This window comes from Actinomycetospora sp. NBRC 106378 (assembly GCF_030269685.1).
GTDB lineage: Bacteria > Actinomycetota > Actinomycetes > Mycobacteriales > Pseudonocardiaceae > Actinomycetospora.
In genome coordinates, this window is sequence record NZ_BSTT01000007.1 from 244,500 (window position 1) to 257,840 (window position 13,341).

General features: G+C 74.3%; 11 protein-coding genes. 5 read left to right on the forward strand and 6 right to left on the reverse strand.

The features are described 5' to 3' along the window. The first annotated feature begins 29 nt into the window (after window positions 1–29). Window positions 30–2,396 carry a transketolase-like TK C-terminal-containing protein gene (locus QSK00_RS17895; protein WP_285592508.1) on the forward strand — a complete coding sequence of 789 codons (2,367 nt, stop codon included), beginning with the start codon at window positions 30–32 and terminating at the stop codon, window positions 2,394–2,396. Between the two features lie 53 nt (window positions 2,397–2,449). Here the strand turns inward: QSK00_RS17895 and QSK00_RS17900 are convergent, their stop codons facing one another. The 4 genes from QSK00_RS17900 to QSK00_RS17915 all read right to left on the reverse strand — a co-directional run bounded on the left by QSK00_RS17900 (window position 2,450) and on the right by QSK00_RS17915 (window position 7,616). Continuing rightward, a complete protein-coding gene (locus QSK00_RS17900; RefSeq protein ID WP_285592509.1) occupies window positions 2,450–2,731 on the reverse strand; it encodes a hypothetical protein in 282 nt (93 codons plus the stop codon). 23 nt (window positions 2,732–2,754) lie between these two features. Then, complete coding sequence (locus QSK00_RS17905) at window positions 2,755–3,234, reverse strand: (2Fe-2S)-binding protein (RefSeq protein WP_285592510.1); 480 nt, start codon at window positions 3,232–3,234, stop codon at window positions 2,755–2,757. 13 nt (window positions 3,235–3,247) lie between these two features. Beyond that, window positions 3,248–5,605 (reverse strand): molybdopterin cofactor-binding domain-containing protein, encoded by a 2,358-nt coding sequence (locus QSK00_RS17910; protein WP_285592511.1) that lies wholly within the window; start codon window positions 5,603–5,605, stop codon window positions 3,248–3,250. A 250-nt stretch (window positions 5,606–5,855) separates the two neighbouring features. After that, a complete protein-coding gene (locus QSK00_RS17915; RefSeq protein ID WP_285592512.1) occupies window positions 5,856–7,616 on the reverse strand; it encodes a pyruvate dehydrogenase in 1,761 nt (586 codons plus the stop codon). Window positions 7,617–7,749: 133 nt separating this feature from the next. Here QSK00_RS17915 and QSK00_RS17920 point away from each other — a divergent pair, with 133 nt between their 5' ends. Together QSK00_RS17920 and QSK00_RS17925 are read left to right on the forward strand one after the other, a co-directional pair. Continuing rightward, window positions 7,750–8,694 carry a permease gene (locus QSK00_RS17920; RefSeq protein ID WP_502872047.1) on the forward strand — a complete coding sequence of 315 codons (945 nt, stop codon included), beginning with the start codon at window positions 7,750–7,752 and terminating at the stop codon, window positions 8,692–8,694. A gap of 55 nt (window positions 8,695–8,749) precedes the next feature. Then, window positions 8,750–9,514 carry a TIGR03943 family putative permease subunit gene (locus tag QSK00_RS17925; protein ID WP_285592513.1) on the forward strand — a complete coding sequence of 255 codons (765 nt, stop codon included), beginning with the start codon at window positions 8,750–8,752 and terminating at the stop codon, window positions 9,512–9,514. Between the two features lie 6 nt (window positions 9,515–9,520). Here QSK00_RS17925 and QSK00_RS17930 read toward each other — a convergent pair whose 3' ends face one another. Next, window positions 9,521–9,856, reverse strand: coding sequence for an STAS domain-containing protein (locus tag QSK00_RS17930; RefSeq protein WP_285592514.1), 336 nt, complete (start codon window positions 9,854–9,856; stop codon window positions 9,521–9,523). Between the two features lie 276 nt (window positions 9,857–10,132). Here QSK00_RS17930 and QSK00_RS17935 point away from each other — a divergent pair, with 276 nt between their 5' ends. Then, window positions 10,133–10,882 (forward strand): hypothetical protein, encoded by a 750-nt coding sequence (locus QSK00_RS17935; RefSeq protein WP_285592515.1) that lies wholly within the window; start codon window positions 10,133–10,135, stop codon window positions 10,880–10,882. Here the strand turns inward: QSK00_RS17935 and QSK00_RS17940 are convergent. Further along, window positions 10,879–12,834, reverse strand: coding sequence for a protein kinase domain-containing protein (locus QSK00_RS17940; protein ID WP_285592516.1), 1,956 nt, complete (start codon window positions 12,832–12,834; stop codon window positions 10,879–10,881). The genes QSK00_RS17935 and QSK00_RS17940 overlap by 4 nt on opposite strands. Window positions 12,835–13,052: 218 nt before the next feature. On the opposite strand from QSK00_RS17940, the gene QSK00_RS17945 reads away from it, so the two are divergent. Further along, on the forward strand, window positions 13,053–13,337 hold the full coding sequence (locus tag QSK00_RS17945; RefSeq protein WP_285592517.1) for a DUF1490 family protein: 285 nt from the start codon (window positions 13,053–13,055) through the stop codon (window positions 13,335–13,337). Window positions 13,338–13,341: the final 4 nt, after the last annotated feature.

Below are 13,341 nucleotides of genomic sequence, written 5' to 3' on the forward strand. Positions count from 1 at the left end.
CCCTCCCCCGGCACGGGCACAGGAGGAGTGTGTCGACGACGCTGCCCGCACCGGCCGACGAGTCCGCCGACCTCGACGTGCTGCGGGACGTCGAGCGCCGCGTGCTCTGGCTCTCCACCGCGATCGTCGACCACGCCAACCGCGTCCGGTCCTCGACGGGCGGGGTGAAGGTCGGGGGCCACCAGGCGTCGTCGGCGTCGATCGTCTCGATCATGACGTCGCTGTGGTTCGGCGCCCTGCGCCCGGAGGACCGCGTCTCGGTCAAGCCGCACGCCTCGCCCGTCCTGCACGCGATCAACCACCTGCTGGGGCGCCTCGACGCGCGCTACCTGACGACGCTGCGGGAGCAGGGCGGGCTGCAGTCCTACCCGTCGCGCTCGAAGGACCCCGACCCCGTCGACTACTCCACCGGCTCCGTCGGCATCGGCGCCACCGCCCCGATCTGGGGGGCCATCGCCCGCCGGTACGCCCACGGACTCGGCACGCGGGCGGGCACCGGCCGGCAGTTCTCGCTGGTCGGCGACGCGGAGCTCGACGAGGGCGCCGTCTGGGAGGCCGTCCTCGACCCGATCGTCCGCGAGCTCGGCGAGGTCACCTGGATCGTCGACTTCAACCGCCAGTCGCTCGACCGCGTCGTCCCGGACATCTCCGTCACCCGTCTGCAGGGCCTGTTCGAAGCAGCCGGGTGGCAGGTCATCACCGTCAAGTACGGCCGTCTGCTCACCGACCTCTACGCCCGGGAGGGCGGCGAGGCGCTGCGCCGCCGCATCGACACAATGTCGAACCCGGAGTACCAGCGCCTGCTGCGGTGCAGCGCCGCGGAGCTGCGCGAGCGGCTGCCGCAGTCGTCGGAGGACCATCCCGACGACGGGGCCGCGATCGGCTCGCTGCTCGGCGAGATCGACGACGACGAGGTCCACGCCGCCATCCGCAACCTCGGGGGACACGACCTCGGCGCCCTGCTCGACGCCTACGGCCGCATCGACGACACCCGCCCTACGGTGATCTTCGCCTACACCGTCAAGGGCTACGGCCTGGCCACCCAGGGGCACCCGCAGAACCACTCCTCGCTGCTCTCCGAGGACCAGATGCGCGAGCTCGCCACGTGGGCCGGCACCGACCTCGACGAGCCGTGGGCGGCGCTCTCCCCCGACTCGGCCGCCGCGCGCCTGTGCGCGGACACGGCGACCCGGCTCGCCCGTCCCGACGAGACCGAGCGCCGCGGCTCCCGGCCCGCGAGCCAGGACCACGGGCCGGCGGAGCTGCCCGAGGTACCGACCGACGTCGGGCGGACCCCGACCGGCACGGGCACCACCCAGCAGGCCCTCGGCCGCGCGCTGCTCGACCTCACCCGCTCCGCCCCGGACGCTGCCCGGCGCGTGGTGACCTGCTCCCCCGACGTCGCGAGCTCGACCAACCTCGGCGGCTGGCTGAACAAGGTCGGGTCGTGGTCGCCGCGCGAACGTCGCGACTGGTTCGAGGACGACGCCGAGACGATCCTGCACTGGAAGGAACGGCCCACCGGGCGGCACATCGAGCTCGGGATCGCCGAGACCAACCTCGTCGGGCTGCTCGGCGAGCTCGGGGCGACCTGGTCGCGCTGGGGCGAGCCGCTCCTGCCGATCGGGGTGCTCTACGACCCGTTCGTCGCCCGCGCCCTCGAGCCCTGGGCGTTCGGGATGTACGCGGGCGGCCAGTCGATCCTCGTCGGCACCCCGTCCGGGGTGTCGCTCGCGCCCGAGGGCGGGGCGCACCAGTCGATCACCACCCCGTCGATCGGGCTGGAGCAGCCGGGCTGCACCGCGTTCGAGCCCGCCTTCGCCGTCGAGGTGACCTGGTGCCTGCTCGACGGGCTCGGCCGCCTGGGCCGGCCCGACGGCTCGTCGACCTACCTGCGGCTCTCGACCCGGCCGGTCGACCAGTCGATCGCGGCGGTGCCCGACGACGCGGCCGCCCGCGAGCGACGCCGGCGCCAGGTGGTGGGCGGCGGCTACCTGCTGCGGCGCAGCGAGCGGCGCCCGCAGGTGACGATCGCGGCGATGGGCGCCGTCGTCCCGCAGGCGTGCGAGGCCGCCGAGCGGCTCGACGCGCTCGGACACCCGGCCGACGTCGTCGTCGTGACCAGCGGGGACCTGCTCTTCCGGGCCCTCGACACCGGCGACCGGGCCGTGCTGGACGCGGCCCTCCCGGCGGACCGCGCGGCGCCGCTCGTCACGGTGCTCGACGGGCACCCGCACACGCTGGCGTTCCTCGCGGGCGTCCACCGGGTGCGGGCGAAGCACCTGGGCGTGCGGACCTTCGGCCAGTCGTCCGACCTCGCCGACGCCTACGCCGCGCACGGCATCGACGCCGACGGGATCGTGACGGCGGGGCTGGAGTGTGCCGAAGGCTCGTGAGCACTAATCCGTGCTCCAGCACGGATTAGTGCTCACCTGCGCGAAGCGCACCTCTATTCGAACGGGCCGTCCTTGACCAGGCCGCCGGCCGGGCCCTCGGCGTACCGGTAGTCGGCGTCCGGCACCTTCGTCTCGGTGCCGTCGGCACCCTGGGGGCGGTTGCCGTCCACGTTCGACGCGTCCTGGCTCTGGGCCAGGAGGTCCGAGCCGATCGCGGACACGGCGGTCACGGCCTGGAGGGGGCTCTGGCTCTCGTCGGCCTGCGCCACGCCCGCGAGCAGCGGGAGGGTGGCGCCGGCGAGCCCGAGCGCGGCGAGCGGCTTGCGGAGGGACACGGGTGCTCCTGGTTCTCTCGGGGTCACATCTTCTCCGCGCCGGCCTTGATGGCCTCGCGGATGCGGTTGTAGGTGCCGCAGCGACAGATGTTGCGCAGCTCCTCGATCGCGGCGTCGTCGACCTCGCGGCCCTCCGCCCGGCACTGCCGGACCTTGGCGACCGCGGCCATGATCTGGCCCGGCTGGCAGTAGCCGCACTGCGCGACGTCGTTGTCGATCCACGCCTGCTGCATCGGGTGCAGGTCGCCGCCGGGCGCGGTGTCGGCGAGCCCCTCGATCGTGGTGACCTCGTCGGTCGGCTTGACCGCCCCGACCGGCACCGAGCAGGGGTTGAACGCCTTGCCGTTGATGTGGCTCGTGCACGCCTTGCAGACGTTGATGCCGCAGCCGTACTTGGGGCCGGTGACCCCGAGCAGGTCGCGGATGACCCACAGGAGGCGGACGTCGTCCTCGACCTCGACGTCCACCGTCTCGCCGTTGAGCTTGAAGGTGTGGTTGGGCATGCGGGTCTCCTCGTCAGAACGTGGTCTCGAGGCCGTTGACCGGCGACGGCGGCACGGGCGGGGACGTCGGGTAGGGCGTGAAGGGCAGCGGGTCCTTGTGGTCCAGCGGGAAGTAGCTCGGCGTCTTCCCGGTGGCCCGCACGTAGGCGCAGGCGATCGCGCCGCACGTCGCGGCGACGCCGAACTCGCCGACTCCCCCGGGTTCCGGCGCGTCGGAGTCGTCGACGACGATGATGTTCATCTCCGGCGGGGTGTTCCACTGCCGGGTGTAGAAGTAGTTGTCCCAGCTCGCCTCGACGAAGTGGCCGTCGGTGAGGTGCAGGCTGGAGGTCAGCGTCATCGCCAGCGCGTCGTTGATCCCGCCCATCATCTGGGCGCGGACGCCCCGCGGGTTGATGACGAGGCCGACGTCGACGACGTAGGTCACCTTGGTGACGCGGGGGCCGGTGCGGGCCGAACGGATCTCGCGGTTGACCGTCTCCGGGCGGCAGTCGAGCTCGACGACCGCGCAGGCCACGCCCTTGTACTCGACGTGCATGCCGATGCCCTGGGCGGTGCCGTCGGCCATCGACTTCCCCCAGTCCGCCTCCTTCGCGGCCCGGTCGACGACCTTCTTCCAGCGCTCGAGCTTGGTGAACTCGCTCCGGAACTCGTACGGGTCCTTGCCCATCCGTGCGGCGATCCGGTCGACCATCAGCTCACGCGCCGTCGCCACGTCCGGGGAGTAGATGTTGCGCATCGAGCTGGTGTTGAAGCGCATGTCGACCTCGCTGAGGAAGTTCGTCGACACACCGAAGTTGTAGGGCGTCACCTGCGTGGTCACGAAGATGCTCTCGGAGACCGTGAGGTTCCCGCCGGGCACCTTCTGCGCCGTTGCCGTGATCGCCTCGGACAGGCCGGGATTGACCTCGGTCGCCACGCTGGTGTGCCGGATCTCGAAGCTCGACACCGCGTCGCCGGTGACGTTCGCGCGGATGCGCGTCGTGGCCATCGGGTGGACCCGGCCCTGCCGCGAGTCGTCGGAGCGGGTCCACATGAGCTTCACCGGCTTGCCCATGGCCTGCGAGACCTCGGCGGCCTCGAGCGCAGCGTCGTAGAAGAGCTTGCGACCGAACGAGCCGCCGCCCTCCATGACGTGGAAGGTGACCGCGTTCTGCGGGATCCCGAGCTTGCGCGCGATGTCGTTCTGCGCGGCGATGGGGCTCTTGGCCGGCCCCCAGATCGTGGCGCTGTTCGCGCGGACGTCGGCGATGGCGCAGTTGGTCTCGAGCGAGGAGTTGCTGCGGAAGTAGAAGACGTGCTCGCTCTCGAGGGTCGTCCCGAGCCCCTTCGGCGCGGCGAGCGGCAGCTCCCCGCGGCGGAGCTTGCGCAGGACCGACTCGTCGTCCTCCCCCGACACCGTGCCGGCCGCCCAGGTGACCTCGAGGGCGTTCACGGCGTCGATGCACTGGCCGTAGGTCTTCGCCCGCACGGCCACGCCGGTGCCGACCTTGACCACGTCGGTGACGCCGGGCATGGCCCGGATCGCTGCCAGGTTGCCGACCGAGCGGGGGAACCCGTTGAGGTCGGGCGCGCGGCAGATGACGGTGGGCAGCGCGTCCGGGATCTTCAGGTCGGTCGTGAACTTCTTCTTGCCCGTCACCATGGCCAGGGCGTCGGACTTGGTCCGGGCCTTGCCGATGACGGTGAACTTCTCGCGGTCCTTGAGCACCACGTTCGCGGCCTCGGTGACGGGGGCCGCCGCCTTCGTGGTGAGGTCGCCGAAGGGCAGGGACTTCCCGTTCGGGCCGGTGATGAGGCCCTGGCGGCTCGTGAGGACCGAGACGTCCTGGTCGAGCTCGTTGGCGGCCGCCCCGAGGAGACGGCCCTGGGCCAGCGCCGCCGCGACCCGGATCGGGGTGTAGGTGCTGAAGGTGGTGCTGGAGCCGCCGGTGAGCTGGTTGAACACCAGCTCCGGCCGGGCGTCGGCGAGGGTGACCACGACCTGGTCGGGGTCGAGGTTCATCTCCTCGGCGATGATCATCTGCGTCGAGGTGATGATGCCCTGGCCGTTCTCCGACCGTGGGATCGCGAAGGAGACCGTGCCGTCCTTGTTCACCTTGACGGTGATGAGGTTGGCGGTCGGCCGCGCGCTGTCCCGGATGACGTCGAGCAGGTCGTAGAGCTCGGCGGGCTGCGGGGCCGAGGGCAGGGCCACGGCCGACGCGTCCGGCACCGAGTCGAACAGCGTCTGGCGACCGATCTCGGCGGCGGTGACCAGCACCGGCGCCGCGACCAGGAGCCCGAGGAAGCTGCGCCGCTTCACGTCCGCGCGGTGCGCGGGCTCGGCGGTCGGTCGCGAGCGCGTGGTGGTCGCTCGGTGAGTGGGCATCGTCGTCCCTCCCGACAGCGTCCGAACGGCTCAAGGGGGAGCGGCCGCCTGGACGAGGACTGTGTCGGGGGCCTCAACGAAGTGGAGTTTTAACGGTCACGCGACCGTCCGACGACGGACTGTTGACCGTTCGAGCACCCGGACGGCGTCACCGCAGGTCAACACCTGTGAAACAGAGATGAAAATCTGTGACTCACTCGATCGGGTGTCGCGGCGCGTCGCACGTCGACACGCCGGGACACGCTCCCGATCACCGCAACGGGTGCCGGGGGATCGACCGCAGGTTCGACCGGGCGAGCTGGACCATCTTGCCGACGCCGCCGGACAGCACGGTGCGCATGCCGGCGAGGGCGAACCCGCGGACCTGCTCGGCCGTGATGTGCGGCGGGATCGACAGGGCGTCGGGGTCGGTGCGCACGTCGACCAGCGAGGGGCCCCGGTGGTCGAGCGCGGCGCGCAGGGCCGCGCGCAGCTCGGTCGGCCGCTCCACGGTCACCGCGTGCAGGCCGGCCGCGGCGGCGATCCCGCCGAGGTCGGCGGGGCCGTGGTCGGTCTGGAACGACGGGAACCCGGCCACCATCATCTCGAGGCGGATCATGCCGAGCGCGCCGTTGTTGAAGGCGACCACGGTGAGGTCGAGGTCGTGCTCGGCCGCGGTGAGCAGCTCCCCGAGCAGCATCGTGAGCCCACCGTCGCCGGACATCGACACGACCTGGCGTCCGGGGTGCGACACCGCGGCGCCGATCGCATGCGGCAGCGCGTTGGCCATCGTGCCGTGGCGGAACGACCCGAGGATGCGCCGCCGTCCGGTCGGGGTGATGTAGCGGGCGGCCCACACGTTGCACATGCCCGTGTCGACCGTGACGACCGCGTCGTCGGCGAGCTCGTCGTCGAGGACGTCGGCGACGTACTCCGGGTGGATCGGCGTGTGCTCGGAGACCTTCGAGGTGTAGGCGTCCACGACGTGCTCGAGGGCGTCGGCGTGGTGGCGCAGCATCTCGTCGAGGAAGGTCCGGTCGGTCTTCTCGGCGACCAGCGGCAGGAGCATCCGCAGGGTCTCCCCCACGTCGCCCTCGACGCCGAGGTCGAGCACGGTGCGCCGCCCGAGGTGGCGCCCGTCCGCGTCGACCTGGACGGTACGGGCCTGCGGCAGGAACCCGTCGTACGGGAAGTCGGTCCCGAGGAGCACCAGCAGGTCGGCCTCGTGGGACGCCTCGTAGCAGGCGCCGTAGCCGAGCAGCCCACTCATCCCGACGTCGTACGGGTTGTCGTACTGGATCCACTCCTTGCCGCCGAGCGAGTGCCCGACCGGCGCCTTCACCCGCCCTGCCAGCTCGAGGACCTCGGCCCGCGCGTCCCGCGCCCCGGCGCCGACGAACAGCGTCACCCGGCCCGCCCGGTTCACGTGCTCGGCGAGCGCCTCGACGCGGTCGGGCGCGGGCACCACCACCGAGGACGGCGCGACGAGGTCGCCGGCGCCGGTGGGGTGGGCGGCCGCCTCCGCCGTGACGTCGCCGGGGATCACCATGACCGCCACCCCGCGGTCGGCGAGCGCGGTCTGCATGGCGATCCGCTGCAGGCGCGGCAGCTGCTCGGGCCGCGAGATCAGCTCGCACCAGCTCGAGGCCTCGAGGAAGAGCCGCTCGGGGTGGGTCTCCTGGAAGTAGGTGGTGCCGATCTGGGTCGACGGGATGTGGGAGGCGAGCGCGAGGACCGGGGCGCCGGAGCGGTGCGCGTCGTAGAGACCCTGGATCAGGTGCGTGTTGCCGGGCCCGCAGCTGCCGGCGCACACCGCCAGGGTGCCGGTGAGCTGCGCCTCGGCGGCCGCGGCGAGGGCCCCGGCCTCCTCGTTGTGCACGTGGATCCAGTCGATCCCGCCCTGCGCCGCGCCCCCGGAGCGGCGGACGGCGTCGACGATCGGGTTGAGGCTGTCCCCCACCAACCCGTAGATCCGCCGGACGCCGGCCTGCACCAGCACCTCGATGATCTGGTCGGCGACGGTGCGAGCCATGCGTGGTCCTCCGGATGCGTCTCGGGTGCCTGTCGGGTGTCGCCCCGGTGGTGCCCGGGCGCCGGGCCCGCCACGCCGGTCCTAGGCTGTCGGGGCCGTCGCGCCCGGAAGGAGCAGTCCGATCTCACGCTCCGTGCGCACCTCGGCTCCGGTGCCCCTCGGGCTGCTCCTGGTCCTCGCGGCCCTGGTGCTCGTGCTGGCGGGCCCCGAGGTGTTCGCGATCGGCGTCGGCGCGGCGCCGGCCCTGCAGACCTGGTCGACCGTCTTCGTGGCGATCGTCCTGCAGGCGCTCCCCTACCTCGCACTCGGCGTGGTCGTCGGGGCTCTCGTGACGGCGTTCGTCCCCGACCGGGCGCTGCGTGCGGTGGTGCCGGCCGACCCGATCGCCGCGGTGCCGGTGGCCGCGGTCGCCGGCGCGGCGCTGCCGGGCTGCGAGTGCGGGTCGGTGCCGCTGGCGGCCCGCCTGGTCGACCGGGGCGTCCGCCCGTCGGCCGCCCTGGCCTTCATGCTCTCGTCGCCGGCGGTGAACCCCGTGGTGCTGGTGGCCACGGCGGTCGCGTTCCCCGGTCAGCCGCGGATGGTGCTGGCACGCGCGGTCGCCTCCCTGGTCGTCGCCACCGTCGTCGGGTGGCTGTGGTCCCGGTTCGGGCGGCCCCTCCCGGTCCGTCGCGCGGCCCACCACCACGACGGCGGGGCGCTCGACGTCGTCACCCACGACCTGCTGCACGCGGGCGGCTTCCTCGTCGTCGGGGCGGCGTGCGCGGCGACGCTGAACGTGGCGGTGCCCCCGACGTGGGTGGGAGCCGTCGCGGGCGTCCCGGTGCTCTCCGTGATCGTGCTCGGCCTGCTCGCCGTGCTGCTGGCGGTGTGCTCCGAGGCCGACGCCTTCGTCGTCGCGAGCCTCACCGCGTTCTCCGACACCGCGAAGCTCGCCTTCCTCGTCGTCGGTCCGGCGATCGACGTCAAGCTCGCCGCGATGCAGGCGGGGACGTTCGGCATGCCGGTGGCACAGCGACTCGGGCCGCTGACCTTCGTGGTCGCGATCGCGGCCACGCTCGTCGTCGGGACCCTGCTGTGATCCCGCCACCACGGTGCGGTGTCGGCGACCCCCGCGACCCGCGTCGCGCAGCCTCGTGAGGCGCGATCTCGGCGCGGGCCTGCTCGTGGTCGTCGGGCTGGTCCTGGCCGTCTCGACGCTCACCGGCGGCTACCTCGACTACGTCCGACCGTCGCACCGCTGGTGGCTGCTCGCGACCGCGGCGCTCCTCCTCGTGGCGGGGTCGGCGGGGCTGTTCGGGTGGGCGCGTCGCCCCGATCCCGACGACGGGTCGCGCGCGGCCCGCCTGCACACCCACGGGCCGCTGGCGGCGACGCCCGAGGCGGTCGCGGCCGCGCGGGAGGCGGACCGCGCGAGCGGGACCGACGGCGGCCACCGTCCCGCCGTCGGGTGGCTGCTCGTGGTGCCGGTCCTGCTGGTGCTCCTCGTCCCGGCGAGCCCGCTGGGCAGCTGGGCCGCCGCCCGGCAGGGTCCGACCGTCCCGGCCACCGCGGTGACGTCCGGCCCGCTGCCCCCCGGGTCCGACGTGGCGGTCCCGGACTACGCCGTGCGCGCCGCGTACGACGGCGGTCGAGGGCTCGCCGACCGCGACGTCGCCCTGGTCGGGTTCGTGACGCCCGCCGACGACGGGGGCTGGTACGTGACCAGGACCGCGATCAGCTGCTGCGCGGCGGACGCCCGCAGCTACCTGGTCGCGGTCGACGGTGTCCCCGCTCCCCCGCGCGACACGTGGGTGCGGGTGCTCGGGCGGTGGACGCCGTCCGCGACGCCGGCCACCGCCCGGCTCCGGGCGTCCGCCGTGACAGCGGTGCCGGTGCCGGCGGCGCCCTACGTCACCTGACGCCGCTCAGCCCGCCAACGGCCCCCGGGAGTCGGCGTAGACCGCGAAGACCTGCTCGAGCGGGACGTGTTCCCACCCCGGGGCCACGTCGGGGTGGAGGCCGCGCAGCCGGCAGCCGAGGCCGCCGGCGTGCCGGGCCGCGCGGAAACGGCACAGCCGGGCCAGCGCGAGCGACGAGTCGCACCGGGCGCCGGAGACGTCGACGACGATCTCCTGGGGCACCGGGGCGAGCGCGTCGAGGAGTGCCTCGAGGCGCTCGCGGGCCGGTCGGTCCAGGTCGCCGACGAGTTCGACGACGACGGTCGGGGCCTGCGGTGCGAACGGGAACGTACGGGACGCCATGGAGTCTCCCGGATCGGGTGGGAGTCGCCACGGCATCGGACGTGAACCGCAGGACGGGACCGAAGGCATCGTGCAGGACCGGTTCGTCCGGGTGCACGTCCTGACAGGTCAGGCCGCGACGCCGAGCACGGACCCGACGGACCGAGCGACACCCCTGAGCTGGTCGGTCGGCTTCTGCTGCTCGCCGGCCCCTTCCGCGCCCGCGATGTGAATCGTCGTCTCGGACACGACCGGGGAGCCACCGCGCACGCCGTACGTCCGGCACCATCGACGGCGATGACGAGCGGAGCGGGTCGGACCGGGGTCGCCCTCCGCCTGCCGGGCGTCGGCCCGGAGGCGGTGGCGCCGGAGCGTGCGCTGGCGGCGGTCGTCGGGTACGCCCGGGGACGCCGCTGGCTGCGGTTCCGCTCGCCCGGCCTGCCGGAGGGCCGCTGGGTGGAGGTCCCGGCGTACGGCTGGGGCCGCTTCGACGCGCACCCGGCGAGCACGGGCCCGGACGCCGACGTGCTGATCGCCGAGGGGCTCCACGGCCGGCTCGACCGCACGGGCTGGCACGACGTGCACGACACGCTGCTGCGGGTCGCCCCGCTCGTGGACCGGATGTGCGAGCGCGCGGCGGGCCGCCCGTTCTGGGATCTGCCGGCGAGCGAGTTCTCCGTGCTCGACGAGCCGGGCACGATCGGAGCGCTGCTGCGGCGGCTCTCCGACGAGGCCGCGCCGCACGGGGCGCACGTCCTCGCCGCGCTCCACCACCGCCACCCCGCGCTGGTGCCCCACCTGACCACCACCACCCGGCGGGCACTCCTGCCCCACGTCGAGGAGGGCGACAGCGGCGTCGAGGCCGTCGTGCAGCGGGAGCTGCGGGCCAACGCGGACGCGTTCGCCGACCTGGGAAGCGCCCTGGCCGAGGTCGTGGACGATGCCCGGCCGACGCAGCTGCGTCTGCACGACCTGCTGCTGTGGCTCGCCACCACACTGCGCCTCGCGCACGCGGTGGAATGCGGGCGGCGCGTGCTCGACGGTTAGGGCGCGCCCACCGTCGTCACCGTGAGCTGCGGCGTCGCGACGGTGCCCGAGCAGGCCTTGCCCGCGCGGGGCAGGGTTGCCGCCGTCGTCGTCCCCGGGGCACGCACCCGGAGCCCGGTGACGTCGACGGCCTTGCAGTTCTTCGCGTCGAACTCCGTCACCGGCACGATCCGCAAGGTCGCGGCCACGGAGCCGTTCGCGGCCAGCGTCAGCGTCGGACCCGTCGCGCCTGCCCGGCTCGCCGCCTTCCCGACGGCCTTCCCGCCGGCGACGAACCGCACCGCCGGGAACCCGCGCAGGGTGCACGGGACGTCGCCGCGGTTGGTGAACACGATCTTCGCCGTCGCGCCTGCCCCGGCCAGCGAGGAGACGACGCTGCGGCAGGCCGCGGGCGGAGCGGGCGCCGGCGGCGCACCGGGCACCGGGGCGGGCACCACCGGAGCGGCAGCACCGTCGGGCGCGTCGGGGTCGTCGCCGGGGTCCGGATCAGCGCCCCCCGGCACCGGGGCGGCCGGAGCGGAGGCGCCGGACACCACGGGCTCGGTGCCCGGTGCCGGGGCGGCCGGCGGGGGCGCCACCGGTCCGACCGGTGCCGCCAGGACGGGGGCGGCCGGGACCGGCTGCGCCGGGTCGGTGAGGGGCGACGACGCGCCGGTGAGCACCACGCCGCCCACGACGCCCCCGGCCAGCACGAGCACCGCCGCCGCGCCGAGCAGGCCGCGACGCAGCGAGCCGGAGCGACCCGGCGTCGCGACCGGTCCGGTGGCCGGCTCGGTGGCGACCACCGCCGCGGCGGCCGGAGCGACCGGAGCGACCGGGACGACCGGAGCGACCGGAGCGACCGGAGCGACCGGAGCGACCGGCGCGAGCGGGACCACGGCGGCGCGGGCGGGCACCGACCCCGGTGGCAGGAAAGCGTCGTTGCTGCCACTGGATGACGGCAACGACGCTTTCCTGCCACGGAGGGCGGGGCCGTCGGGGGCGGGGGCGATCACGATCGGCGAGCGCGCCGGGAGGCCCTCGGTCAGGGCCGCGGCGGGCACGGCGAGCGTCTCGCCGTCCAGGCCCAGGGCGGGGGCGAGCGCCCGGAGCCGGGTCCGGGCGGTCTCGGCCGTGGGGCGGTCGACCGGGGCGGCGGCGGTCATGGCCGCGAGCAGGGCGCGGAGGTCGTCGGGGAGCTCCGGGGGAACGACCGGGTCGCGGTGCAGCCGGGCGACCGACGACTCGACCGGCCCACCCGGGAACTCCCGGCGCCCGGTCAGGCACTCGAGCAGCACGAGGCCGAGGGCGTACACGTCGGCGGGCGAGGAGACCTCGTCGCCGCGGACCTGCTCGGGCGCGAGGTACGCGGCGGTGCCGGTCACCTGCCCGTGCACCGTCGTGGCCGTCGCCATCGCCGCGACCCCGAAGTCGGCCAGGACCGGGTGCACCCGGGCGGGCCCGTCGTCGTCCAGGTCGGGGTCGACCGGGTCGAGCAGGATGTTCGCGGGCTTGACGTCGCGGTGGACGATGCCGAGGGCGTGCACGTGGGCGAGGGCGGCGAGCAGCTCCCCCGCGAGCCCGACGACCACCTCGGCCGGCAGCGGGCCCTGCTCCAGGGTGTCGGCGAGCGAACCGCCGATGACCAGCCGCGTCACGAGGAACACGCGGTCGCCGGCCTCGCCGACGTCGAACACCTCGAGCACGCCGGGGTGGGTCACCTGCGCCGCGGCCTGCAGTTCCCGGCGGACCGAGGCGGACTCGAGGGTCCCGACGCCGGGTGCGAACAGCTTCACCGCGACCTCGCGCTGCAGGAGGCGGTCCTGTGCCCGGTAGACCGTCGCGGTGGCGCCGCGGCCGAGGCGTGCCCCCACCTCGAAGCGGTCGCCGACGACGTCGGGGACCGCCCCGTCGTCGAGGGTGACGACGGTGCCCGTGCCGACTGAGGTCCCGTGCTCGGTGTCCGGTTCCACGTCGTGATCGTGACCGATGCCATCCGATCGGGGTCATCCGCCCCCCGATCGGCGGCACGTCCCGGTCACCGACGTGGTCCAATGACACCGACAATCATGACCGACAAGGGTCACCCGTGGGTCGGGATCTCGATCCCGACCTGCGGAATCGCGGTGACGGTGGGCTAGCGTCGGCCGTCGATCACGGGACGTCCAGCACGGAGCGGAGGAGTCGGCGGATGGTGGCGTGGGGTGCGCTGGCGGCCAGGGCGGCCGGGGCGGTGGCGACCGGGGTGGCCGGTGTCGCCGTCGTCGAGGGCGTGAAGAAGTTGTCCGGCGGGCGGGCGGTGCACCAGTCCGCGGTGGCGGTCACCACGCTCGGACTGAAGGTCTCGCGGGCGGCCGAGACCGGCGCCGAGCGCATTCGCCTGAACACCGCCGACGTCGTCGCCGAGGCCCGCGAGCGGCTCGGCGAGCAGGCCCCGCCGCCCGGGGCGGTCGAGAAGCACGACCACGAGCACTGACCGC